This is a genomic window from Streptomyces sp. NBC_00019, assembly GCF_045041015.1.
Lineage (GTDB): Bacteria > Actinomycetota > Actinomycetes > Streptomycetales > Streptomycetaceae > Streptomyces.
This window is the reverse complement of sequence record NZ_CP108302.1, coordinates 11,195,104-11,218,555: the sequence shown is the minus strand read 5'-3', so window position 1 is coordinate 11,218,555 and position 23,452 is coordinate 11,195,104. Positions and strand designations below refer to the sequence as shown.

The following is a 23,452-nucleotide window of genomic DNA, read 5'->3' as shown; positions in this document are numbered from 1 at the left end:
AGCGGCGCAGGTTGCTGGCGCTGACCGGCTTGCCGCCGCGGCCGCGCAGTCCCTTCTCGTCGGCGAGGTAGCGGGACAGCTCCGCAGCCTCCGCCGTCGAAGACGAAGGTTCCTCAGTGCGCTGCGCCTGGTGCTCCGCCCATGCCAGGTAGTAGCGGTCCACGGTGGTGAGCCCGGCCGCTTCCCCGGCTGACGCGTCTTCGTGGGGCGGCGGGCCGTCGATGGCGGCGCTGACCCGAAGGCCCCGCTGGTCCTTGGCCGCCTGTGCACCTGCGCCGGCGGGCGCGGACTCGGTTGTCTCTTCGTCGCCCGGTGCAAGCTCATCGCCGCGTTGCTCACGCATGTCGCCGGCTGGGTCTTCGGTGGGCGGGTTCTGCTCGGTGACCTCGCGCTGCTGGAAGTCCTCGACGAAGGCCTGAAGGTCGCCGCCGGTGAGGGGGCGGCCACCGGGGCCGGCGATCTGGTCCCGCTCGTAGACGTAGGCGGCGAGGGCTGCGGCACCGGGGTAGGCGCCGTGTTCCTGCGCATACGCAAGCCAGGAGCTGTAGAAGTAGTCGTCCCAGGACAGCTCGTCACCCGCCTGCTGCTGCGCGGCGATGGGCTCGGGTGTCGGGCCGTAGCGCTCGTTGAAGATCTGGAGCAGGGGCTGCAGCTGGGCGTCGGTGAGAAGTCCACCGGCGGCGGTGGTGATGCCGTGGTCCTGGAGCCAGTACGCGAACTGGGCTGCGGACGGCGCGGTCTGGAAGTTCGCGATCCAGGCCTGATAGGCCGCGGCGAAGCCCTCGGCCTCATCCGAATGCGCTTCCTCGGGTGCCTGTCCCGCACCCCTGAGCGGGGCGTGATCTGTGGTGCGTGGTGCCTCACTGCTCAGCTCGACCGGTTCGCCCTCGATGTCTGCTGCGGGCTCGAGTGCGGGTTCCTCAGCGGGTGTTGGAGCGGGTGCCCGTTCGACAGCGAAGGTGAACTCGATCGGCGGCTCCACGATGCCGGCGGCAGCGAGACCGCCAGGAGCCGTCTCGGCGAGCGGGACACCGTAGCGGGCCAACCGCAACGGCATCAGGGCCTCGACAGGGGCCTTGCGGCGCCAGGCGCGGCCGAACCGGGAACGGAGGCTGGCCTGGTAGACCAGACGTTCCTGCTCCAGCTTGATCACCTGCTCGTAGGAGCGCAGCTCCCACAGCTTCATCCGCCGCCACAGCAGGAACGTCGGCCCCGGGGAGAGCAGCCAGCGCGTGAGCCGGACACCCTCCATGTGCTTGTCAGCCGTGATGTCCGCGATCCGGCCGATCGCGTGCCGGGCGGCCTCGACCGAGACCACGAACAGGATCGGGATGACGGCGTGCATGCCGACGCCGAGCGGATCCGGCCAGGCGGCCGCGCCATTGAACGCGATGGTCGCCGCCGTCAGCAGCCAGGCCGTCTGACGCAGCAGCGGGAACGGGATGCGGATCCACGTCAACAGGAGGTCCAGGGCGAGCAGGACACAGATACCCGCGTCAATGCCGACCGGGAAGACGTAGGAGAAGCGCCCGAAGCCCTTCTCAAGGGCCAGCTCACGGACGGCCGCGTACGAGCCCGCGAAACCGATACCCGCGATGATTACGGCGCCGCACACGACCACGCCGATCAGCACCCGGTGCGTCCGTGTCAGCTCTAACGGCGCAGCCACCCCCACTCCCCCTTCGATCGCACTAGCGAACACATAACACTCTGTCATGCCCAGCCGGGCGGCGGGAGAGGTTTACGCGCCCTGCAGGAGGACTCGGCTTCGCCAGTCTCAACTGACCCCGCTGCAACCTGATTCGGCCTCATTTCTCGATCTCGGGACGGGCTTCGGGCAGGGTATTTTTGGTCCCACCAAACCGAGGGGTGAGAAGCCGATGCCGCTTGATCCAGCTCGCGTTGAGCGGATCTCCGCTCTCGTCACGGAGTGCGGGCCGCTGCTTGGCTCGCATGCGGGGATGAACGCCGTGCAGCGGCTGCTGAGTGACCGCGGGGTGAACGTGATGGACTCGATCCTCGTCACGCGCGAGCTGCTCGGCGCAGGCCCCACCTCCTTGGGCGAGGCGAAGGGCATCGTGCTGTCCAGCCCGTCACGGGGAGTGGAACGTCAGCGTCATGACGAACTGGTGGACTCGCTGCTCGACGCGGCTGACCAGGTAGCCGACGACCAGTGACCCGCCGCCGACACCAATGGGCCCAGCCCCGACGCCAAGTGGGGCCACGAATCGTCGTCCCGGACCGCAGTTGGGAAGTAGCCTACGAGTTCGCTTCCTCCGGTGGTGTGCAGTGAGAGAGCACCGCGCAGGCCAGTTTGTGGTTAGCGTCGCCTCGCAATGGAATCAGGGACCGGGCGGCAGTTCGGTGAGTGCCGGGCTTCCGTCCCACGGCAGTTCGCAACTCAGCCGCCATGGCCTGTGACCGGACGCTTCGCAGGTTGCCCACAACCGCATAGGGGCGCTGCGGTACTGCTCACGCCACCGGTGTTCACCTGTGGGGCCCTCGTACCAGGTTGGCCTCATACTGAGGTCAATCGCGAGCCGATGAAGATCGTCCGGTTCGAAGGTGAAGGGTGCCACGGCCCGGCCCAGAGTGTCCGCGCCGTCGACACCGGGCCGAAAGCGGTACGGCCCCCAGATGACCTCAGCGCGCATTTGCGCTGTCACGCCTCCACCAAGCACCGGATCCTGGGATCGGTCGCGATCGTCCCGTACTTGGAGCTGCACCTGAAGGCAGCCGAGCGCCGCAGGCCGCATGAACCGGACATAGACGAAGTGGTTGTTCGGATCGATCTGAAGTTGCAGCTGGGGGTCAGCTCTCGGTGCCAACGGTCACGCTCGATCTGCGCGACCGACGAGGCCGTCATGTTGGCTTCCCGGGAGGCCCGCCACGAGGCGACCACAGCGGCGCCGCTGAAGGCCGCTGCGACGGCAGCGATGGAGGTGTCTGCGATACCCATGCCGGACTGTAGCGCGGGGTGGAAATCCGCCGAGCGGAAGGTCAGGGACGGGTGGCCACGATGACTTCCGTCCGCACGACCTCGGCGAACGTGCCCTCCGGGCTGAACTCCGTCAGAGCCTGGCGCACGTCGCGCTCGAAGGCGTCCTTGCGGTCACCCAGCTGCGCGGGGCTGGAGTAGCTGTAGGAGAACTGCAGGCCGATCACGTCGTCCAGGGTGCGGGTGATCGTGCGGTCCCAGCGGGCAGTCTCGAGACTGGAGAACGGGGAGCGGGCCAGTACGTCCTGGTGGCGCTCCTTGGGGTGGGAGTAGGTGCCGGACCCTGCCCGGCGCTCGGGACCGAGATAGCGGGTGCGGACGTCGGCGATGACCTGCAGCCAGGGGGCGGGCTCGACGTCGCCGGGGGCCCCGCCGGAGGCGAGAACAACGGCCCCGTCCGGCTCGACGAGTTGGTCGAGGTCGTGCAGGGTCTGGTCGCGGTCCATCCAGTGGAAGGCCGCGCCCATCACGGTCAGCCGCACCGGGTCCAGGTTCATGCCGGGCATGGTGGTGGAGTCGCCCTGGACCCAGTCGATGTTGGTGATGTCCTGCTCTGCGGCGAGATTGCGGCCCTCGTCGAGCATGCCGGGCTCAGGGTCGACGGCGGTGACGCGGCCGACGAGCCGGGCCAGCGGCAGGGCGAGCACGCCGGTGCCGGTACCCAGGTCGAGGACGCGCTGGGTGCCGTCGAGGCCGAACCTCGCGGCGAGCATGTCGTACAGGGCGGGGTCGTAGCCGGGGCGGAAGCGCGCGTAGTAGGGCGCGGTCGAGATGAACAGCTCGTGCGGGGTGCGGGCGGCGGTCATCGGGTGAGTCCTCGTTTCGGTCGTGGGCGTACGGCGGTGTCATCCCGGCAAACGAGTCGGGGGTGAGGTGAGGTGCTCCCACCAGGTGCGCAGGGGTGCGGCTCCGGCGCCTTCGTGGGCGATGGAGCCGTCGGGGTGGCGGTCCGGCTGGCCCAGCAGCTGCCGTTCGATGTCGCTGAGGCCCTCACGCTGCAGCAGCTCGGGGGCAGGGTCATCGATGGCGGCGAGCCAGCGGTAGCCGTACTGCATCATGACCGCGAGTCGAGGGCGGCCGGAGGTATTCAGGCCACCCGCGTGCCAGAGACGGTTCTCGAACAGCATCACGTCGTACGGCCCCACGTCGGGGGTGAAAGCGCCGGGCGGGTCGATGGCCTCGGCCGGGACAGTAACGGGGCCGGTGTCGGTGTGGCTGCCGGGCACGACCATGGTGACGCCTGCGTCAGGTGTGAGGTCGCTGAGGAAGTAGGCGGCCTTGATCGACATGCGACGGACGGAGCCGATGCCGAGGTCGCGGGTGGCGGCGCCCATGTCGCGGTGCCAGCCATGACGCTCGGGCACGCGGATGGTCCGCGGGGCACCGGGCGGGATGGAGGGGAGGTGGATGAGGTTGCTGGACATCAGGTACACGTTCGGGCTCAGCAGGGCCACGACGACTGGCAGCACGGTTGGGTTGGCCACGAGGGGCAGGAAGGTGTCGTCCATGGCCGTGATGCCGCGGAAGCCGTCCTTGCCGTCGGCGCTGCGGTCGCGGCCGATGGCGCGGTCGCTGGCGAGCAGACGCGTCGCCGCCGCGGCGGCCTGCTCGCGCCACTGTGGTGTGACGGCGTCACGCAGGACGACATAGCCGTCGTCTTCGAAGGCGGTGAGGAGGTCTGGATCCGGTGGGGACGCTGTGCCGAGGATCATGAGCTGCTCTCCTTGAGCAGTTGGGCGGCCCGGGCGCTCAGGCTGGTGGCCGCGAGGCCGCAGTGCTCCAGCAGGCCTTCGGGGGTGAGGGGGTGGCCGGGCTCCTGATAGCCGACGACGTGGAAGCGGTGCGCGTCGCGGCGGACGGCAAGGAGCGCGCGGACCGTGCTGGTGTACGTGGGGGCGGCCAGCAGGACGGGGGTGTCGTTGCCGAACAGGCGGGCAAACGCCTCCTCACTGAGAGCGTACGGCCGGTGCGGGGCGGGGCCGAGGACGGCGAGATCGTTGACGTGGACGTAGCGGATCTTGACGTTGGGGTGCGAGCGGCGCAGCGTGGCGGCGGCGGAGGTCAGCTCGCGGGCCGGGACGTTGCCGGCTGAGGCGAGGATGATGTCCGGGCGTCCGCGGTGGCTCAGCTGGGGCCAGACTGCGGCGCCCTCGGTGAGTTCTTCGTGGAAGGGGTCGGGCGGGAATGCCGGGCCGGGGTGCTTGTCGGTGATCAGGAAGTTGACGTGGTCGTGGCCGGTGAGCATGACGGAGAGGACGGCTGCGGCCCGCGTGGTGTCCGCTGGGGTGTAGACGTGCACGGAGCTGTCCTCGGTATCCAGCAGGGACGAGACGAGGCCGGGGTTTTGGTGCGTGTACGTGTTGCGCCAGCCCAGCGAGGTGATCAGGTAGTTGACCGAAGGCAGGCCGCTGTGGCCGGCGCGGTAGCGCAGGCGCCGGTGCTTGAGGTGCTGGACGAGCAGGCTGGTGTTGACCGGTGCGAAGGCTTCGTAGGTGGCCAGCAGGGCGTCCCGGCCGGTCTCGGTGTACCCCTGGAGCCAGCTGTGGCAAATCTCCTCGTTGAGGATCTCAACGGCCCAGCCCGGAAACGGTCCGCCGTCCGAGAGTTGGAGGCGGTTGGAGGTGATTTCGTCCGGGCTGAACAGGCGGAAGGCCCCGTGCGTTGCGCGGTCGCGGATGACCGCGGACACGTCCGGCCAGGCCCGGGGGCTCCGGGCCGTTGGCGGGGACGGGGCCTTCGCGGGCGCAGGTGCCGGTCCGGGCAGAGCCTGCCGGATCAGGTCGGTGGGGCGGCCCTGGGTGGTGAACAGCTCCGTCGGCCGGTAGGAGCCGAGCCAGGATGCCAGTGCCGCGAACTCCGCGTCGTTCTCGGCCGGGCTCTTCAGTGGGGTCTTGTGGACGGCTGGGGTTCCCGCGATTTGTCGCCCGGCCACCTGCGCGGGGCCGGTGTGGCCCTTGGGCATGGTCAGTACGATCACCGGCTGTTGCCCTGCCTCGTTGAGCGGGCGCAGCTGTCCGAAGGCGTCGGCGAGCAGTCGTCGAAAGCCTGCCAGATCGGTGCCGTCGTCGATCAGGGGCGTGTAGCCGAGGCCGGCGAAGTAGCCGGATATCTCGTCCTTGCTCATGCCGGCGAGCAGGGAGGGACCGCCCATCTTCAGTCCGTTGGCCAGCACTACGGGCAGCACCGCTCCGTGCTTCCCGCTGCCGACCAGGGCGCGGCGGGCGAGCCAGGCCGCCGCCGTCGCCCCGGTCTCCAGCTCTCCGTCGCCGATGAGCGGGAGCACGAGACGGTGCGGGGCGTCGAGGACCATGCCCTGGGCGATGGCGAGCGCGGGCCCGAGCTGTCCGCCGGTGTGGCGTACGCCGGGGATCAGCGGGGTGATCTCCCCGCCGAACTTCGCAGTGTGCGGGAAGCCGGTGATCAGGGCGCGTAGGTCGGGCATCGACCAGCCCGGGACTTTACTGGTCAAGGGCAGGGTGCCGTTGAGGTAGGCGTGGGCGAGCGCGGCCGGGCCGGCGTGCCCGGCGCCGTGCAGCACGAGCAGTTCAGCGTCGGCTGGCCGCCGGGCGGTCAGCGGTCCGAGGTGGGCGAGCAGGTAGTTGACCGGCGGGCAGACTCCCCAATGCCCGCTCGGGCTCTCCTTGATGTCCGTCCGTCTGAGCGGACGGGCGAGGCGGGGATTGTCGGTCAGGTAGAGCTGGGCGGCCGACAGATAGTTCAGGGCGCGCCAGTAGGCGTTGATGGCCTGGTCGGTTACGGCGTCGGCGGCTTGGCGTGCCGCGCGGTTCCAGTCCGGGAGGCCCAGGGACGTCCCGGCAGGCGGGGGTGGCGGATCGGTGCCCGGGTCCAGGTCGGTGGTGGCGGTCATGTCAGCAGCTCCGGGTGCGGGTGGCCACCGCGTCGATGGCGGCGGTGATCCGGGCGGTGCGGATGCCGTCGGTGGCGGATTCGGTGATCAGGTGGAGCATCTGGGCCTGTTCGTGGTCAGGCAGTGCCGACCAATCCAGTTCGGCTCGTTCCAGGGCCGTGGCCAGGTCGTCGGGGACGCTGCGGGCGGCCCTGTCCCGGATGGGCTGGAGGGTGAGCGCGATGCCTGGTGTATCGGGCGGGATCGTGGCGGCGGTGTCGCCCGGGATGGCGGCCTGTCCGCGCACGGAGACGGCGACGGCGGTACGGGCGTGGCCATCGGGGAAGGTGACGCGTAGCCGCTTGCCGCGGAGGCCGGCCGGTCCGGCGCAGGGCAGCAGCAGCATGCTGTGCACGCCGGTGCCGAGCGGGCGGGCGAGCACGTGCAGTGTCTCGGTTCCGGCCGGCAGTGGCAGCAGCGCGCGGAGGTCACTGGCTGGGGTTGTGGGGCCGGGCAGCGGGGGCTGGGTGACGGCGATGATGCCGCCCTCTCCCCCGTTGGCGCAGCGGACGGACTTGCTCGCGAACAGGCAGCGGTCGGTTGCGGCCAGCAGTGCGTCGGTGAAGTGGTGCTTCCAGCTGCCCTGGCCGGGTTGTGCGGGGAGGTGTTCGGCGCAGGCCACGGTGAGTGCGAAGGAGACACGGACCGGCAGTTCGTCGGCCAGCCGGTCGCGAAGCTCGGCGATGGCCCGGTGGAAGGCGGAGGTGCCGTCCAGCGTGACGGCGATGATGACTTCGTCCCCGCCGAAGGTGGCTGCGCATCCGGCCTCCCAGGGCTGGGTGTGGAACCATGCCCGGGTGACGGCGCCGAGGCGGGCCATCACCCGGTTCCCGGCAAGGTGCCCGTAGCAGTTCGGATCGGTGGCGTTGGCCTGCTCAACGTGGTCCTTGAGTCCGTCGACGTCGCCGATCGCGAGCCCCACGAGTCCGCCGTCGGTCAGGGCGGCGGCGAGGGCACGGGGGATGTTGCTGTGGAAGTCGGGGAAGGTGATCAGGCCGGTGAGCGGGTCTTCGCGGCTGCCGGCGCACCAAGTACGCAGCGGCATCTGGGCGGGGTCGAAGAGGGGGACCGAGCTGGTCAGCGATTCGGTGACGGCCGCTTTCGGGCAGGGTTTGCCGGACAACTCCATCAGTGGGCCTCCGAGATCCTGGTCAGGACCGGTACGAGCCCGGCGGACAGCAGCAGGAGCAGGGTGGTGAGCGTGTGCAGACAGACCGTGCCGGGCGGTACGGCGATGTCGGCGCGGCCTCGGTTCAGCCAGGCGGTGTGAAAGCCCGCCGCGGCGGCGCCTTCGACGTCTGCGCGCAGCGAGTTCCCGACGTGCAGCAACTGCCGTGGGCCGAGCCCTGAGGCGTGCTCGACGGCGGCGAAGGCCGCGCGCTCTGGTTTCACCGCGCCGGTCTCGGCGGAGTAGAGCACCTGCGTCAGGTCCTGGAAGGCCACAGGAGTCTGGTCCGGGATGGAGGAGCCAAGGCTGTTGGTGATGGCGAACAGGGCCAGGCCCTGCTTGCGGAGCGTGGCGAGGGTGGGCCGGACGTCGTCGTACACATCCGGTCGGGCCGCCCGTTGCCGGGCTCGCTCCAGCACGTCGGTGAGCCGACCGCACAGGTCGGGGCAATGGAAGGTGGCGGAAAGTTCGCCGGCGAGGTCCGTGGGGCTGATCCGGGAGCGTTTGGCCTTTTGTTCCATCAGAGTGCGGGCCTCGGCCAATGAGATGCCCAGGAGTTGGGCAACCTGCCCGGTGGTCGGTTCGGCTTCGGGGCGTACCAGGGTGCCGCCGAGGTCGAAGGAGATTGCGCGTACGTCGGCCCAGGACCGGCGAGGACTGCGGGGCTGGCCGGTCATGGACCGGTCACCTCTCTCACCGCTGTTCCCGCGGGCACGTTGAGGGGTTCGGCGAGTCCGGGGGTGGCACGGACCGGCAGGTGTCCGTTCTCAACCTGGACGGGGGCGGAGAAGATCTCCTGGCGCAGCGGTTCCAGAGTGAGGTGCCACTCGACGGCAGGGATCTTGTCCCGGCAGCACGTTCCGGCCAGGGCGAGCGCCGCAGGCAGCCGGTCGCCGTGGGGGAAGGTCGCCATCCCCAGGTCCGCCGCGAAGTCGGTGATGTGCAGTGCGCGGGCCAGGCCTCCCGACCAGCCCGGGTCGACCTGCCAGACGTCCACAGCCTGGCTGGTCAGCAGGCGCACCTGCTCGGCTTCGTCGACCGCGTGCTCCCCCGCCGCGAGGGCAACTCCCGCCCCGGCGGACCGCAGCCGGTGCCAGGCCCGCGTGCCGGATGGCAGGAGCTCTTCAACGAAGGCGACGTCCAGATCGGCGAGGACGGGCAGCAGCCCCATCGCCTCGTCCAGGCGGCAGCGCCCGAGCGCGTCGACCATGAACCGGCCCTCACCCGCCGCCGCCCGCAACGGGCCGAGCGTCTTCGCGACAGCCCTCGGCCCGGCGAGGATGAGGTGCCTGGGCAGCGGCCACTTCTGTCCCCAGAACCCGGCCTCGGCAATCCAGGCCGCCGCGTCCAGGGCCGCCGGGTGGACCGCGTCGAGGCCAAGCGCGGTGGCGTAGGCCGGGACGGTAGTGCGGATGGTGCCGCCCAGCAGAGCCGTCACGCTCACCCCGGCGGCGCGGGAGGCCAGGTCCCAGCAGGCCAGTTCGACGGCCGAGGCGGCCTGGCGGGCGTGCGGACCGCTGTGGTGCCGCCCGGTCTTCTGGCGGTAGGCGAGACGGCGCGGGGCGGCGGCGTCGTGCCCGATCAGTCCGTGGGCGAGGTCATCGGCGATGATCTGCGCGACCGTCTCGGAGACCGAGGCCTGCCAACCGGAGACACCGTCGCCCACGAGTTCGATGGCGAACCGGGTACGGTGCTCGGCCCAAGCCGGACCTGCCGGCGGGGCACCCGCCGCCGCGGCGATCGGCTCGGGCAGGCCCTGCGGGAGCCCGGGGGGCTGGGGTGCCAGCTGCCAGGCGCGGACCGCGCGGATCATGGTGGCCGCCGGAACCGCAGCGGGTAAGTGGGTGGGGAGGGTGAGCGCTGCCATCAGACCTTCGCTCCCGTCAGTTCCTCGCCGGCGAAGGTGAAGCACCAGGGCGAGCGGTAGTTCTGCCACCACTGCGGACGCAGCCCGGTCGCAGCGAAGAGTTCCTCCACGCTGCGGCGCATCGTCAGGTGCCACTCGATCGTGTCCGAGCCCGGGGTGCGGTAGACGTCCATGAAGGGGTTGTGGGCCTGGTAGGTCTGGAACCGGGGGAAGGTCGTCGTGACGTCGACGAAGTCCCGCAGGTGGGCGACGGCTTCCTCGATCGGGTCCAGCCCGACGATGTACGTGAAGTCGGTGGTGATGTCCCGCTCCTTGGCCCGGGCGAGGACGTCGACCATGTCCTGAGGGGTGAGCTTGGCCTTGGACTCCTTGAGGATCTGCCGGCGTTCGGTGAAGCATTCGGCGGTCAGCGTCAGGTGGAACGGGCCCAGGCCGGCGGCGTCCATGCCCTCGTCGGTGGTGAGTACCGAGGACAGGAAGTGCAGGGTGCCGGTGCAGCCGTTCGCGCCCATTGCCGCGCGGACCTCGCGGAGGTGCTCGAGCGCGAGGTGCTCGTGGAGGAAGCACCCGGTGCAAACCGTCACCGTCTCCACGGCAGCGAGGTCGGACAGTCCGGAGTTCGCCGCGAGGACGCCGAGGTAGCCGGGCATGTCCAGGGCCTTGATCTGCGGGTCGGAGGCGCCTTCGAGGGTGTTGGGGCAAAACACGCAACCGGTGCACTGGGAGCGCGCGTTGGAGTTGAGGGTCAGCATCCGGGTGCCGTTGCGCCAGTAGCCCAGCACCGCGTCGTCGTCCTCGATGCCGTCGACCTCGCCGACCTTCTCGCCGTTCAGCCGCAGCTCGTGCTCGTCGAGCTCGAACGGGGAGTCGGTGCGGCCCAGCGAGAGGATCAGGTACAGCGGGGTGTCGGGGCGCGAGTCCAGCCGCAGCTGGAACCGCATGCGGGGCTTGTCCAGCGGGGACCGGGCCCCCGACGCGTTCAGCGCGATCAGCAGCACGTCCTCAGGGTTGATGTTCCATGCGCTGGCCACCTGGTTGAGGTGGCGAACCGACGTGAGCATCCGAGATTCCCTTTCGTGTGGAGGGAGTTGCCGCACCGGCAACGGGTGATGCTGCCGACGGCGCGCGGCGATCAGGCGGGGCCAGAGGCAGGCGGATGATGATCTGCTGGTCCCTGCCGCCCACGTCTCGTCGGCGGCCGCGACCGGAACGGGTGGCGGAGCACATGGCGGACCCCCCCCCCCTTTGCTCGGGCGGACAGCCGCCGCGTGCTGCGACATCACGAGAATGAGCTCAACTGTTCGAGTTCGTCGACCAGTTGAGAGGGGTCCCATGGGGGGTCCCGCCTCCGCAAAAGAGTCACCGGCCCTGTGCGCTGAGTGATTGGATGGAGAGGTGGAAGAGACCACCGGTCACCCGTTGGTGGTGGCACGTCATGCGGCCGGCAAGACGATGGAGGAACTCGTCTCCGGCATCCATGCCGCCGCCGCGCGACGGCATCTGCGCTCAGGGATCGACGAAGCACGGGTGCGTAAATGGCAGCGCGGGGTGCGCCCCAGCGAGGAATCCCAGATCTACATCGCCGAAGCACTCGGCTGGCCTGCACACATCGTCCGCGCCGACGACTGGCCGAACTGGCTGCCGCTCACCGCCAACGGGGTGCTCCCCCTCGGCCCCCACAGCTCCGTGCCCGCTCTGAGAGAGGCCCAGCGAACAGCGATGGAACGCCGCACCTTCCTGACGATCTCCGGCGCCGCCCTGTCCGCCCTGGCCGCGGACTGGGCCGCCGGCCCTGCCGACGCGCTCACCCAAGCCCACGACGGCAAACCCATCGGTGAAGACCTCGTCACCTACCTGGAGAACTCCACCCAGCACCTCGCCAGCCTGTCCACCGAGCAGCGACAGCACACCCCCGCCCTCCTGGACGCCCACCTCACCACGGTGACCGAACTGCTCGAAACCGGCCGCTACACACCCGCCCTCGGCATGCGCCTGCACACCCTGGCGGCCTCCCTCTCCCAGACCGTCGCCTGGCACGCCTTCGACCTGCGCCGCCACACCCACGCGAGCCAGAGCTGGGTCGCGGGCCTGCACAACGCCCACGCGGCAGGAGATCGCGACCTGGGCGCCGGGCTCCTGGGCGACCTCGCCTACCAGGCCGCCTGGCGCCGCGATCACACCACCGCAACCACCATCCTCCACCACGCCCTGACCCGCGCCCAGAATCCCGCCGCCCGCTGCCTGCTCCAACTGCGGCTGGCCCGCACCCTCGCCGCACGCAGCGACCGCAGCGAACGCGGCGCCGTGCTCCGCGCCCTCACCGCCGCCGAGCACCACCTCAACGAAGCCGGCACCGACCGGCCCGCCTGGTGCGCCTGGGTATCCGAAGCCGACCTCGCCGTCGACTCCGGACAAGCCCTCCTGGACCTCGGCGACACCCGCCGCGCCCACCAGCTCATCAGCGAAGGCGAACGCCTCCTGCCGCCCACCCGGGACAAGACCAAGGGCGTCTTCCTCGCCTACCGCGCCGCAAGCTACCTCGACCTGAAAGAACCCGAACCCGCCGCGGCCGCCGCCACCCAGTCCCTGCTCCTGGCCCGCCGCTTCGGAGCACCCCGCTGCGCCCGCCTCGTCGACGACCTGCTCCCCCGCTTTCAGCCCTACGCCCGCGCGCACGGCGTACCCGAGCTCCTCCAACTCGCCACCGCATAGGGCCTTTCGTGGAAATCCTGGTCTCGTGGGGTCTGGCGTACAAAGAGGGCGTCGTTGTCAGTGGTGCCGTGCATGATCGGCGCGTCAGGTCTTCGCGGAGGTCGGGAAGGGCCATGCCGATCACAAACCAGCAGGTAGAGAGGCACGCGTTTCTGCGGCAGATGTACGACGACTCGTACTTCCCTGATCGCATAGTCGACCAGGGGAAGGCGATCCTGCTACGGCTGTGCGAGCGAATCGAGGCCCAGCAGCCGTCGGATCTGGGGACCTTGTATGCGCTCACCCAGGCTGCGACGGAGGAGTTCAACCTGCTTGACAGGGAGTTCGTGGCGGCCGGGAGCGGAATCGAGACCGTTGCGCGTGAGTGGATCTGTGACGAGTTTTGCTTCGTCGCGTCGGCATACGGGTTCACTGACCCACATGCGGAGGTGCTGACCGCCGGCCGGGACTGGTGAACGATGACGGGAAAGCCACCTCCGATCAGAGCCATTCGTATCGCGGGCCAGACCACCGCCCGAGGCGGCACCTCAACATCCTCACAGTCGTATCGCGTGGCGACAGCGCGGTTCGCTGGTGCAGGGCCCTTCGTATCCTCACACGAGTGCCCCTGGAGAGGTTTGGGAAAGAGGGTAGGGACCCAGCTGTGACAGCTCAGAGTCGCCGGACAACTCCGATGTGCCAGTGTCGGATGAGACCATCCGCCCACGAGTTCACGGAGCTGTGAGGGGCGGAGTCGTGGCGCCATTGCCGAACGATGTTGCGGCGGCGGACATGCGCAGGGACGGGACTGCGAGCCGCTGGAGCCGTACCCGGGGAACGCGCGGGCTCGGTGTAAGTGGCGTTGCAGCAAGTACAAGCGGATCATCTACCCGAGTACAAGTGTCGAGTGCGGTGCGCTCCCCGCCTGCCGACGAGTGGCTCCTCATCGTCGACATGTGTGAACCAGGGCACGTCATTGAGAGCGCTGCTCATGCAGTCCGTGATGAGCGCGTGAAGCGGCGCGTTGACGGCGAACGTCGTCACCGTCTCCGGTAGAGCCAACTTCCCTCATAGTCACGGTCAACGGTCTCCTGCGACTCGATGGTGAACCCGCGATAGAGCTCAGAAGCTGTTGTCTTTTCGGGCGTGATCGGTGCGTTTCCGCTGGTCGGGGATAGCAGTGGTGATTCCGTGGGAGTCGTGGCCTGTCGGGTCGTCGCTCCCCGGGAGGTCACGAATGCCGTCAGTCGTCGGACTGCTGGAACAGCACGAGCTCGCCGCTCGCCGTCGAGTCGACGGGCTGCGGGAAGAGGCCGACCGCATCCAAGCCGAACTGGCCGCGGCCGAGCAGGAATGGCAGGAATGGGCGATTGCTCGCAGGCGGGTCGACACGGTGCTGGCTCCGCACGGCGGCAACACCGCCGGCACAGAGGTCACTGAGGATCCGCAGGTTGCGGACGCACCGCCGCAACCCCGGGATGCGGCGAAGCCGAAGTCGCAGGTGCCGATGTGGCGTGAAGGGCTGGCCTGGTCGGTGCTGTCGGTGGACTATCAGCGCATCCTCACCGCGCTCGCGGACCGGCACCGGCTCCATCAAGGGGCCCTGACCTGCCAGGAGTTGGCCGTGACGTTCGGCCTGGACGCGGTGCCGGCGAAGGTGGAGGCGCTGCGGTCGAAGGCGAAACGCCTGGTCGAACCGTGCTGAACCATGCATCTGCTAGAGAAAGGGGACTGCTGCAGGGGTGGGTGACAGCGGGGTTTATGCAGCCAGGGCTGCGGCTCGGTCATGATGGTCTCGTACTCGACGGGGGTCAATCGGGCCAGGCGTCTCTGACGCCGGCGTCGGTGGTAGGTGCGCTCGATCCAGGTGACGATCGCGATCCGCAGTTCCTGGCGGGTGGCCCAGGTACGGCGGTCGAGGACGTTCTTCTGAAGCAGCGCGAAGCGTGGCGATCTGCGGGTCGCGGTCAACCTTTCCGGGAAGCCCGCCGCCATCCCGCTGGGCGCCGGCCGGCACCGGGCCGGCGGGGGGAGGGTGCTGGCCGCCTGGGAGCCGGCCGAGGCCCCGGGCGACGACGGGGTGCTGCACCTGCCGCCGGAGTCGTGCGTGGTGCTGGCCGACGACCGAGACCGCGCCTCCTGCGGGCGGCCGTCAGATCTTCCCCCGGTCCCACGCGTTCAGCATGCCGTCGAAGGAACGGACCAGGGCCAGTACGGCGGCCCCTGACCGCGGGTCCAGGAACGCTTCTTCAAAATGCACCTGGTTTCCGTGCGCCTTGAATTCCAGTGGCACCCGGCCGCCCTCGCGCCAGATGATGCGGCCCGGTCCACGAGGAAGGTCGCCGCCCCCGCCCAGCACGGCCGCCACGAAGAGGAACGGCAGCAGGGGCGAGAACAGCCACCACACGCACCACCAGACGATCCGGCCCTTGTATCCCACCGCGTCGGGTGCGCCGGGCCGGCTCACCGTCCACCGGGTACGCAGCCCCCTCCTGAACGCCTTCTCGCGTACGACGGTGCAGAGGAGCTCACCCTGCTCGCCGAGTACTTGATAAACCGAGACGCCCTTCGCGCAGGAGGCGGTCACCACGGTGGCGACCCGCGCCCCGCGGTACTCGTCCGCCCACAGGACGAAGGAGCGTGCGCCGCTGCCCCGGGCCGCGAGATAGGCGGGCACGCCCCCCGGCGGCAGCTCCCGTTCCACGTGGCCGACCGTCCAGGACGGTCCCGGCTTGACAAAGAGGTTGATCTTGCGGGCGACCGGCTCGGGAGTGACCCCCTCCTGTCGCCTCGGGTGAGTCATCGTCAGCATGCCGACCATCCGGCTTCCCCCTCGTACGGTCCTCGCCGGTGCGAGGAGCGTACGGATCCTACGGCCGTGAGGGTGCTTGTGCCGCTGGGGCCGGGCAACTCGCGTTCCGAGTAAGGGTCTTCGCCCGGCGACGCCGTGCCGAAGCGCGGGAGACGGCTCAGACAACGATGACCCGGCGCCCGCGCGCGTGACCGGCCTGGCTGTCGATGTGCGCCGCCGCGGCCTCGCACCCGCGCGCCGGCCCCGCGGGCGGGACATCAGCGCGTCTCGGCCACCCGCCTGCCACCTCGCCCACCAGTTGTCCACGGCCCTGACCGACACTCTGCACAGGGCCGCAACCTCCGACCGGTCCCGGCCGTCCACCAGCGCGGACACCGCCAGCAGACGTACAGCCTCCTGTGCGTCCGGCGACCAGCGCGAACACAAAGCGTTTCGGATCAATATGCGTTGGAAGGGTAATCCGCTGCGGGCGGGTTCAAGACCGGTCTCCGAGCTGGCGGGATCGGCCTCACGCCCCGTGAAGTCGTCCATTCTGGACCCGTTGATCTGGTGCGACGTCCCGCTGGAGCCGCCGGGCGCCGCTTCGAAGCCTGCCACCAACGCAACCCGATCCCTGTCCTGCGCGCAGGCCGACGACGTCCCTTGCACCGTGCCGTACGACATCTACGGCACGGCCTACGGAAGAAGTGAGACACCGGCCGGACCCACGCTGATGCCGGGGGCCGGCACGGCCCGCCGCTCCGTGCGGGTCGGCCCCCGGCGTACACTCACGGGCGCACCGTCGAGCGACGGCGAACCCGGGGGGGGAGACACCGTCCGTGCATGACTACGACGACCCGGCCTGGGGGAGGCCGCTTCCCGTCCGCCCGGCCGCACTGCGCTGGCTGCTGCTTCTCCCCCTGACCCTGGTGTTCCTGCCGCTGTGGTGGGTGGTGTGGGTCTTCCTCGCGGTCTGCCTCTACTGCGTAGCGCCGGTGGCCGAGCTGATCGTCTACATGGTGCCGCGTGCCGAGAACGGCGCGATGCGGGTGCTGAACGCCACGCTGGGCCAGGTGCCGTTCGTCCCGCTCTGGTGCGTGACCCCGGTAACGATGGTGCGGGAGGGCGACACGGCGTACTACCAGGCGCACAGCACGGATCCCGGATACCTCGCCTACGAGCAGCCGCTCCGCGACAGCAGGTTCCTGACGGATCCTGACTCGTCGGGTAGCGACGTAACCGCCGTGGAGGTCCACGGCGGCCGGAAGCCCTGATGGGCAAGGGCTGGGAACGCCGCAGGCGTCGGCTTGTGAACCGGATGTCTCAGGCGGGGCCGGTCGGCGGCGTGCTCGCCGTTCTGCTCAGCCTGGGGCGGGCGAGGAACTCCGACTGCGAGGACGTGTTCGCGGAGACGGCGCTCGCCGTCGACGGCGTGGTGTCGGCCGAGTTCGACTGCAGCGACATGTTCGGCGGCGGCTGGCAGCGGGGCAAGGTGGTCCTGCGGGCCTCGTCATACGACGAGGCGATTCGGATCATGGACGCGCTGTTGCGGGCGTTCGCCGCCGAGCCGCGCCTCGAACCCCGGTGGGCGACGCCGCAGGAGTACCGCAACGAGGACGGGTCGATCGTCGTCGGCGCGGGGGCCGTCGGATTCTCGGCGGTTCCGACGATCCGTGAGGTGCGCGGACACTACGGAAGGACTGACTGAGTGATACGACGTGAGCGAATGCGGTTGTTGCCGGCTGTCGTGGCGGCGGCGCTGATGCTGTCCGTCTCGGCATGCGGTGCAGCCAAGTGCGAGAAGGCGTTCCCCGCGGCGGCGATGTCGGTCCCCGGTGTGGTCTCCGCAGAATGGGACTGCAGCGAACAGTTCGGCGGCGGCTGGCAGCGCGGTGACGTGGTGATCGAGGCGACCACCGAGGACGAGGCCATCGCGGTGATGGACGCGGCCCTGCGGGCCTTCGCTGCATCGCCCGACCTCGAGGACCGTTGGGCGACCCCGCAGAAGTACGTGACCGAAGACGGGTCGATCATCGTCGGGGCGAACGACGTGGGGTTCAACGGCGCGCCAAATGTCGGCGAGGTGCGCGAACACTACGGCATCACGCCCGGCTGACACCCGCTAGTACCTCCGGCCGGAGAGAGTCCCGGTCGCCTCGGCGGAGACGGAGCGTGAGCTGGTCGGCCGGGCGCTGACGCGGGGGCTGCTGCTCGACTGCCTGGCCCGCCACCACGTCGGGTGGGCACGGTGGTTCGGCATCGCGCTGGGGTACGCGGCGTGCTCGCGGGAGGAACTGCGCACGGCCCTCCCGGTGCTGGTCGAACCAGGAGTATCAGATCATTGAAGAATCCCATGCGCCGGTCGTGGCGGAGCGGCCTGGCCCGGCCACGCCCAAAGCGAGCGTGAACCGGCCCGGCTGCTGCTCGGCCAGCCAGCCGCGGGCCACCAGCCGTTTCGCCTTCGAACGCAGCGTCTCCACCCGCGCCGGCACCACGTCCATGCCGAACAAGACGGCCATCTCCTGACAGGTCGCCGAGCCCTGCCCGAGCCGGACCCGATCGGCGAGCGCCCGCACGATGCGCTGGTAGTCCACTGACAGCACCGTCCAGGCCAGCCCCTCACGCCACACCGGCACCGGCGACTTCGGCTTCGCCGCCCCCGGCGCTGACGACGTCTTTTCAGCCTGCCCCTCGGCGGCCGGCGCTGCCCGGGCCGCCTGGGCGTGACCTTGCCCGGTCCCGTCCACGGGGGCCAGCACCTCGCCGACCCGCGAACGGGCGGTGGCCCACTCCTTCCATTCCTGCTCGGCCACGGCCAACTCGGCCTGGATACGGTCGGCTTCCTCCCGCAACTCGTCCACCCGACGGCGAGTGGCGAGCTCGCGCTGTTCCAGCAGCCCCACGACCGACGGCATCCACGACCTCCACAGGAGCGACAACACAACAGCCCACCACTCCCACAGGATCGCCGACCCCATGCCCGACCAGCGAAAACGCAGTCCTCAAGTCCGGAAAGACAACAGCTTCTAACGTCGTGACCGAGGGCCTGGGCTGGGGGACTCCGAGGTGAGCGGGCGGGCCTGAGCTGGCGCGGCCCGCCGACGGACCGTCTGCCGGCGGTCCAGGAAGGCGGCCAGGCGCTCGCGACGGCCCTGGGCAACCTGTCGGGCCGCGCCTCCCGCGGCCCGACCCATGACGCCCTGCCCTGTCCTGCGGCCGACGCCGGGCGTGGTCAGGTTCCCGCCACCGCGCTACCCGCCCGCCTCCGTCGGCTCAGACGGCCGGCAGCGCGTACAGCCGCTTGGCGTGCATCGCGGCCAGCCGCTTGCCCGCCGGGACCACATACCACTTCTCGTTCTCACCGGTTTTGTCGTTGTACGTCCAGCGCAGCTTCCCGGTCGCCGCGTCGAAGGCATGCACGCCGCCGTTCTTGTCGTGCTCGGTCGCGCCGTACAGCGTGCCGCCCACCTTGGCGAACTGCCACGCCTCCGCAGCAGAGCCCACCAAGTCCTCGTTGTGCCAGATCTGCTTGCCCGTACCGGGGTCCACCGCCCACATGCCGTACGCGCTGTCGGAGGCGTAGAGCACCCCGTCCAGGACCTGCGGATCGTTGAACCAGGTGAACTTCTCATTCGCCAGCGACCAACGCTCCGTGCCCGCGGCCAGCGCGAACGCCCGCAACCGCTGCCCGTCCGGCACGATCATCAGGTCCTCGTGCACGGCGAAGCGGTAGTAGTTGGACCTGCCGATCTTCTTCGTCCAGAGCTGCCGGCCCGTCGTCGTGTCGCGGACGGTCACGTTCTTCCGGAAGTCTGTGTACGCGAGGCGCCCGCCGACGACCGTGGCGGTGATGCCGAACTCCTCGGTCCCCGTGTCCCGCTTTTCACGCCAGGCAATCTTGCCGGAGGTGGTGTCGATCGCGGCGATCACGTTGGTCGGCGTCGAGAGGTTCTCCTCCAGGATCCCGGCGAGGACGTAGACGTGTCGGTCGTCGGCCGCGATGGGGCGCGGCTGCTCGTACTCCTTGCCCAGGCGGCTGCGCCAGGTCTCCTTGCCCGTGGCCGGATCGAGGCCCACCACGTCGCCGTCGTACTCGGCGCTGGCGAGATAGAGCGTCCCCCCGCCGTTGATCAGCTTGGCGCCGGGAATGGTGACGCCCGGCCGTGACCACTTCTCCTTGCCGCTGACGACGTCACGCCCCACCAGCGGGTCACCCGACACCACGACCGTGCCGCCGATGACCGCGAGCGCGTGGATCCCGGCCAGGTCGTCGTTGGCTGTCTTCTGTTGCCACAGCGGCTTGGGCGCGGTGCCCGGGGGCGGAGTGGTGAAGGTGTCACTGCCCTTGTTGGTGTCACCGCCCTTGCTTCCACCGGGAGTTGTGCTGCCGCCCGACGCGCCCGTCTCCTCCTCGGGGGTGCACCCCCATGCGCCTGCCCCCAGCACGGCCAGGCCGAGGCCCGTCCCGGCCAGCCTGAGCGCCTGCCTGCGTGACACCGCGTGCCCGTCACGTATGCCCATGTCGGTTCCCCGTCCCCGTTTTCGCCCGTATGGTGCCGACGCCCCTCGGACGTCTTGATCGCGGTCAGGCTAGCCGTCAGATTTCGGCCAGTCGTCGGGCGGTACGCAACCGGGACGCGTCCGTGAAACTCCTGTCACACAAGATCAGCGACTCCTGGCACTCGCGTAAGCGCTAATGATCTGCTGCGATGGTTCGCAGGATGTACGGCATCCACGCCGCCAGCGGAGACGGGATCACTCTCTCCGCCGGGGGGACCGAGGATCACAACGGACTGCGGGATGATCGGCGCACACGGCCCCCCACCCGGGCACTTGAGGGTGAGTCTTCGTCCGCTGGAAGGGGAATCCGCTGCGGGCGTGGTCGCGGCGTGCTGTCGAGCAGGTGAATTTGGCCTCCCTGTCCTGCGCTCCCGTCCGCAAACACGGAGTTGGGGACGCGTTGGGGAGACAAGGATAGGAACAGACTGACAAAGGCAGGGGAGTGCCGACACAGTTCACCCCATCTGACGTGCAAGAACTCCATGGATCAGCGTAGAAACGCAAGGACCGCCAAGATCCCCAAAGGACTCACACACCGCCAACGAGCGCGAACACAAAGCGTTTTCGGATCAATTAAAGGTGGGTGCGGGTCCTCTGAAGTGACGGTCGGGATCAGGCCGTGAGGCGGTATTTCTGCTGGTCGTGGCTGGGGTAGAGGCGTTGGTGTTCGCGGGCCGTGTGGAAGGTCCAGTAGTCCTCGAAGTCGCCGTTCGTGATCAGTGCGCGGAGTTGGAGGACGGCTTCGGCGCCGTCGAGTCCCCAGCGGGCGCCGGTGATGTCGAGGCGGTCGGCGATCAGGTGGCGGCAGGCTCCTTCGACGGCGCCGGTGGCGATGGGCCAGCCGGCTGTGAGGGCGGTGTCGTAGTGGAGCTGGTCGAGGTGGCCGGTGAGGTAGCGGTGGCAGGTGGTGACGGCGTCGCGGCGGGTGGCGGGAAGCTGTTCGGCTGCGGCTTGGAGGGTCATCTCGGTGGCGGCGCGCTCCGCGTGTCCGGCGAGGATCGCGGTGAGTTTGTCCGCGGCCCAGGTCTCGGCCTCGCGGCTGCCGGGTGGATGGAAAGCATGCGCGGCCGTCCAGCAGTACTCGGCAACGTGCACGAAGTCGAGGAGGACGTTGAGGCGGATGTCGCGGCGGGAGGCTTCGTCCTGGATCAGGTCGAGTTGGTGGCGGGCGCCGTCGACGAGCACGATCCAGTCCCGCAGATGCTGCGGGTCGCGGGCCTCGGCCTGGTCGAAGGCGTCTGTGATGACCTGCTCCGGAGGACGGATCACGGAGGCGGTGCACCATTTGCGCTCCGCTTTCGGGCCCGGCCTGACCGGCCGGCTCTGGCTGCGGCCGCCGGGCGGATGCACGATGTCGTGCGGCCTGCGCGGGGCCGGGACGGTGTCGAAGATGCAGGCCACCGTCGCCATGCGCTTGCGGTTGGGTTTCTCCCCCGGGGCCAGGCGTCCGCGCCGTCCGGCCGCCGCGGTCCTGGCCGCGGCCCGGCGGGTGGCCTCGCGCAGGGCTTCGGGGCGCATCACCACGCCTTTGCCGTCGACCTGGAGGACCAGCGGCATCTCGCGCGTGCACGGAGTGGGGATCTTCACCGTGTAGTAGGCGGCGATGTCGACAGCGGCGGCGACCACGAGTTCTTTGAGGCGGCGCTTGCCGAGCACTCTTCCGCACCGACGCTCGACCGCCTGCTGGGCCTGGTCGAACGAGCCTCTCACGGCTTCCAGGACCGCGAGGCGGGCCAGGCCGCGCGAGTGCCGGCCGGCGGGCAGCGACAACGCTTCGTCCGCCGGGTGCACGTTGGACACGCCCCGGCCGCGATAGGCGATCCTGGTCACCCGCACCGACCCGAACACGCAGGTCAGCCAGCGGGGATGGCTGCTCTCCCGCCAGGTCCGCGCCTGTCCTTCCGGCCCGCGCACCACCGGCCGTCCCGCGCCGGGGCGGGCCGCGGCTTCTTCCGCCCTCGCCCGCGCATCGAGGTGATCCTGCATCAACTGCCGCAGCAGCTCGCGTCCTTGGTGTTCGAGCAGTTCTTCCAGTTCGTCATGGGCCAGGCTGTGCGCCGGGGCGCCGGCCAACGTCGAGACAAGGCGTTCGAAGGCATCACGGGAGGCCACATACCCATCTGGCTCGGATAAGGCATCGTAGGGTTCCATCTGGGGCTCTTCTTCAGGTCTTCTTGCGATTCGGTTTGGTTGGCACCTTCGAATCTACGGAGAAGAGCCCCTTGGTCACCGGGAGTTGACCCGGCCGGTGTCCCCGTCATGGCGGGCCAGGGTGAACCGGCCCGGCGTGTCCTCGTCCAGCCAGCCCCGCTCCACCAGACGCTTCAGCTTCCCCCGGGTACCCTCGATCTTCGCCGTGGTGGCCTCCAGCCCGATCCGCGGCACGATCTGCTTGGCCTGCAACGGACCCGGAGCATCAGCGACGATCTCCACGATGTCCCGGTACACATCCGGCAACACCCCAGCGACCAGACCCTCCCGCCACGGCGGCACCGCCATCACCCCGATCCCGTGAGGCGCCGGCGCCCCCTCGGGTTCCGACGCATCGCGCGCCTCCACCTCCGGTGGTGCCTCCGCGGCCGACAACTCCGCCAGCACCTGCACGACGGTCTCCCGCGTGATCTCCCACCGCGACAGATCTGCCCGGGCCCTCTCCAGGCGGACGGCCAACTCCGCAGCCTCAGCCTGGAGTTCTTCCACCCGCTGTCGAGCCGCGGCCTCCCGCGCCTGAAGCTCTTCCGGCAACGACACCATGGCGCCCCCACCTCCACCTCGCCACGGTAGAAGCACGACGACACCGCCCACACGTCAATCAGCATCTTCCCAGCTCAGCTATCCCTCGAAAGGACCCGCACCCATTAAAGGTTGTCCTGTAACCGGTAGGAGGATTGGGGAGGCATGAGTGGGGTGATGTCAGCGGATGATCCAAAGTGGATCGAGCAGTTCGCGGGTTTGACCGAGGTGCAGTTCACCAGGCTGGTGGCCTTGGTACGACGTCGTGGTGGTGACGTTCAACGAGGCCGGCCTTGGAGACTGCCGCTGGAAGACGGCACCGACGCCGTGATCACACCAACCACAACATGATCGTTTCACTCGGAGAAGGGCAACCAACGCCCCGTACCTTCTCGGCCTGAGCCGGTCCAGAATGCCGCCATGGCCGACGAAGAGCACAAGCAGCCAGGTGCACGCTCCTTCCTGTCATGCGCCACCGAGGTGGCACGGCTGATGGATCTTGGGAACGCGGCCGACGTGCCGGAAGCACGCCGCGCACGGCACCTGGCCCATGCGGTGCGCAAGCCACTGCTCGAACGCACCCACCTGCCCGAAGAGTTCTTCGCCCCATTGAGTGACTCTGTCGGGGATCTTGGAATTCTCAGGCGGAAGGGCATGGTGATCGGGCAGGCTCGGCTTGGTTTCGCAGGTCGTGCGTCTTCTCCGAGGTGAGCCGGTGTCCCTTCGCCCCCGTTGTG

Annotated in this window: 20 protein-coding genes and 5 pseudogenes; 10 read left to right on the top strand and 15 right to left on the bottom strand. The window is 69.6% G+C overall.

Annotated features, from left to right (window positions below):
* Nucleotides 1-898: 898 nt before the first annotated feature.
* Nucleotides 899-1,669 (bottom strand): annotated as a pseudogene (locus OHU89_RS52345) (DUF2637 domain-containing protein); the annotation flags it as partial.
* Between the two features lie 292 nt (nt 1,670-1,961).
* On the opposite strand from OHU89_RS52345, the gene OHU89_RS52340 reads away from it, so the two are divergent.
* Nucleotides 1,962-2,177: a hypothetical protein gene (locus OHU89_RS52340; protein WP_405654080.1), complete on the top strand. Its 216-nt coding sequence runs from the start codon at nt 1,962-1,964 to the stop codon at nt 2,175-2,177.
* A gap of 823 nt (nt 2,178-3,000) precedes the next feature.
* On the opposite strand, the gene OHU89_RS52335 is transcribed toward OHU89_RS52340, so the two are convergent.
* The 7 genes from OHU89_RS52335 to OHU89_RS52305 are packed head-to-tail and all read right to left on the bottom strand — an operon-like array spanning nt 3,001 to nt 11,001.
* On the bottom strand, nt 3,001-3,804 hold the full coding sequence (locus OHU89_RS52335; RefSeq protein WP_405654078.1) for a class I SAM-dependent methyltransferase: 804 nt from the start codon (nt 3,802-3,804) through the stop codon (nt 3,001-3,003).
* Between the two features lie 39 nt (nt 3,805-3,843).
* A complete protein-coding gene (locus OHU89_RS52330) occupies nt 3,844-4,710 on the bottom strand; it encodes a phytanoyl-CoA dioxygenase family protein (RefSeq protein ID WP_405654075.1) in 867 nt (288 codons plus the stop codon).
* Nucleotides 4,707-6,866 carry a phosphoketolase gene (locus OHU89_RS52325; RefSeq protein WP_405654074.1) on the bottom strand — a complete coding sequence of 720 codons (2,160 nt, stop codon included), beginning with the start codon at nt 6,864-6,866 and terminating at the stop codon, nt 4,707-4,709. The genes OHU89_RS52330 and OHU89_RS52325 overlap by 4 nt, the downstream gene beginning before the upstream one ends.
* A gap of 1 nt (nt 6,867) precedes the next feature.
* On the bottom strand, nt 6,868-8,034 hold the full coding sequence (locus tag OHU89_RS52320) for a GGDEF domain-containing protein (RefSeq protein WP_405654072.1): 1,167 nt from the start codon (nt 8,032-8,034) through the stop codon (nt 6,868-6,870).
* Nucleotides 8,034-8,750, bottom strand: coding sequence for an HAD family hydrolase (locus OHU89_RS52315; protein ID WP_405654071.1), 717 nt, complete (start codon nt 8,748-8,750; stop codon nt 8,034-8,036). The genes OHU89_RS52320 and OHU89_RS52315 overlap by 1 nt, the downstream gene beginning before the upstream one ends.
* Nucleotides 8,747-9,940, bottom strand: coding sequence for an enolase C-terminal domain-like protein (locus OHU89_RS52310; protein WP_405654069.1), 1,194 nt, complete (start codon nt 9,938-9,940; stop codon nt 8,747-8,749). Before OHU89_RS52310 ends, OHU89_RS52315 begins: the two co-directional genes overlap by 4 nt.
* The gene (locus tag OHU89_RS52305; protein WP_405654067.1) at nt 9,940-11,001 is read right to left on the bottom strand and encodes a radical SAM protein; all 1,062 of its coding nucleotides are present in this window, start codon (nt 10,999-11,001) and stop codon (nt 9,940-9,942) included. The genes OHU89_RS52310 and OHU89_RS52305 overlap by 1 nt, the downstream gene beginning before the upstream one ends.
* 334 nt (nt 11,002-11,335) lie before the next feature.
* Between OHU89_RS52305 and OHU89_RS52300 the strand changes: the two genes are divergently transcribed.
* The 3 genes from OHU89_RS52300 (at nt 11,336) to OHU89_RS52290 (ending at nt 14,336) form a co-directional block, all read left to right on the top strand.
* Nucleotides 11,336-12,652, top strand: a complete 1,317-nt coding sequence (locus OHU89_RS52300) for an XRE family transcriptional regulator (protein ID WP_405654065.1) — start codon at nt 11,336-11,338, stop codon at nt 12,650-12,652.
* A 113-nt stretch (nt 12,653-12,765) separates the two neighbouring features.
* Entirely contained in the window at nt 12,766-13,107 is a 342-nt protein-coding gene (locus tag OHU89_RS52295) for a DUF5713 family protein (RefSeq protein ID WP_405655083.1), read from the top strand.
* Nucleotides 13,108-13,868: 761 nt separating this feature from the next.
* A complete protein-coding gene (locus tag OHU89_RS52290) occupies nt 13,869-14,336 on the top strand; it encodes a hypothetical protein (protein WP_405654063.1) in 468 nt (155 codons plus the stop codon).
* Between the two features lie 77 nt (nt 14,337-14,413).
* Here OHU89_RS52290 and OHU89_RS52285 read toward each other — a convergent pair.
* Nucleotides 14,414-14,575: pseudogene (locus OHU89_RS52285) on the bottom strand (IS3 family transposase); the annotation flags it as partial.
* Here OHU89_RS52285 and OHU89_RS52280 point away from each other — a divergent pair.
* A pseudogene (locus OHU89_RS52280) lies at nt 14,574-14,756 on the top strand (DUF3459 domain-containing protein); the annotation flags it as partial. The pseudogenes OHU89_RS52285 and OHU89_RS52280 overlap by 2 nt on opposite strands.
* 27 nt (nt 14,757-14,783) lie before the next feature.
* Here OHU89_RS52280 and OHU89_RS52275 read toward each other — a convergent pair.
* Together OHU89_RS52275 and OHU89_RS52270 are read right to left on the bottom strand one after the other, a co-directional pair.
* Nucleotides 14,784-15,443: a hypothetical protein gene (locus OHU89_RS52275; RefSeq protein WP_384174654.1), complete on the bottom strand. Its 660-nt coding sequence runs from the start codon at nt 15,441-15,443 to the stop codon at nt 14,784-14,786.
* A 228-nt stretch (nt 15,444-15,671) separates the two neighbouring features.
* Nucleotides 15,672-15,827, bottom strand: a pseudogene (locus OHU89_RS52270) (helix-turn-helix domain-containing protein); the annotation flags it as partial.
* A 434-nt stretch (nt 15,828-16,261) separates the two neighbouring features.
* On the opposite strand from OHU89_RS52270, the gene OHU89_RS52265 reads away from it, so the two are divergent.
* The 3 genes from OHU89_RS52265 to OHU89_RS52255 are packed head-to-tail and all read left to right on the top strand — an operon-like array spanning nt 16,262 to nt 17,538.
* Nucleotides 16,262-16,696: a hypothetical protein gene (locus OHU89_RS52265; protein WP_405654061.1), complete on the top strand. Its 435-nt coding sequence runs from the start codon at nt 16,262-16,264 to the stop codon at nt 16,694-16,696.
* Nucleotides 16,697-16,731: 35 nt separating this feature from the next.
* Nucleotides 16,732-17,130 carry a hypothetical protein gene (locus OHU89_RS52260; RefSeq protein WP_405654058.1) on the top strand — a complete coding sequence of 133 codons (399 nt, stop codon included), beginning with the start codon at nt 16,732-16,734 and terminating at the stop codon, nt 17,128-17,130.
* 18 nt (nt 17,131-17,148) lie between these two features.
* Entirely contained in the window at nt 17,149-17,538 is a 390-nt protein-coding gene (locus tag OHU89_RS52255; protein ID WP_405654056.1) for a hypothetical protein, read from the top strand.
* A 217-nt stretch (nt 17,539-17,755) separates the two neighbouring features.
* Here OHU89_RS52255 and OHU89_RS52250 read toward each other — a convergent pair whose 3' ends face one another.
* The 4 genes from OHU89_RS52250 to OHU89_RS52235 all read right to left on the bottom strand — a co-directional run bounded on the left by OHU89_RS52250 (nt 17,756) and on the right by OHU89_RS52235 (nt 22,736).
* On the bottom strand, nt 17,756-18,337 hold the full coding sequence (locus tag OHU89_RS52250) for a hypothetical protein (protein ID WP_405654054.1): 582 nt from the start codon (nt 18,335-18,337) through the stop codon (nt 17,756-17,758).
* A 358-nt stretch (nt 18,338-18,695) separates the two neighbouring features.
* Nucleotides 18,696-19,943 carry a PQQ-binding-like beta-propeller repeat protein gene (locus OHU89_RS52245; RefSeq protein WP_405654052.1) on the bottom strand — a complete coding sequence of 416 codons (1,248 nt, stop codon included), beginning with the start codon at nt 19,941-19,943 and terminating at the stop codon, nt 18,696-18,698.
* A 651-nt stretch (nt 19,944-20,594) separates the two neighbouring features.
* A complete protein-coding gene (locus tag OHU89_RS52240) occupies nt 20,595-22,133 on the bottom strand; it encodes an ISKra4 family transposase (protein WP_405652878.1) in 1,539 nt (512 codons plus the stop codon).
* A 75-nt stretch (nt 22,134-22,208) separates the two neighbouring features.
* Nucleotides 22,209-22,736, bottom strand: coding sequence for a hypothetical protein (locus OHU89_RS52235; protein ID WP_405652876.1), 528 nt, complete (start codon nt 22,734-22,736; stop codon nt 22,209-22,211).
* Between the two features lie 144 nt (nt 22,737-22,880).
* On the opposite strand from OHU89_RS52235, the pseudogene OHU89_RS52230 reads away from it, so the two are divergent.
* Nucleotides 22,881-23,051, top strand: a pseudogene (locus OHU89_RS52230) (IS5/IS1182 family transposase); the annotation flags it as partial.
* Between the two features lie 84 nt (nt 23,052-23,135).
* Nucleotides 23,136-23,426 (top strand): hypothetical protein, encoded by a 291-nt coding sequence (locus OHU89_RS52225; RefSeq protein ID WP_405654050.1) that lies wholly within the window; start codon nt 23,136-23,138, stop codon nt 23,424-23,426.
* Nucleotides 23,427-23,452: the final 26 nt, after the last annotated feature.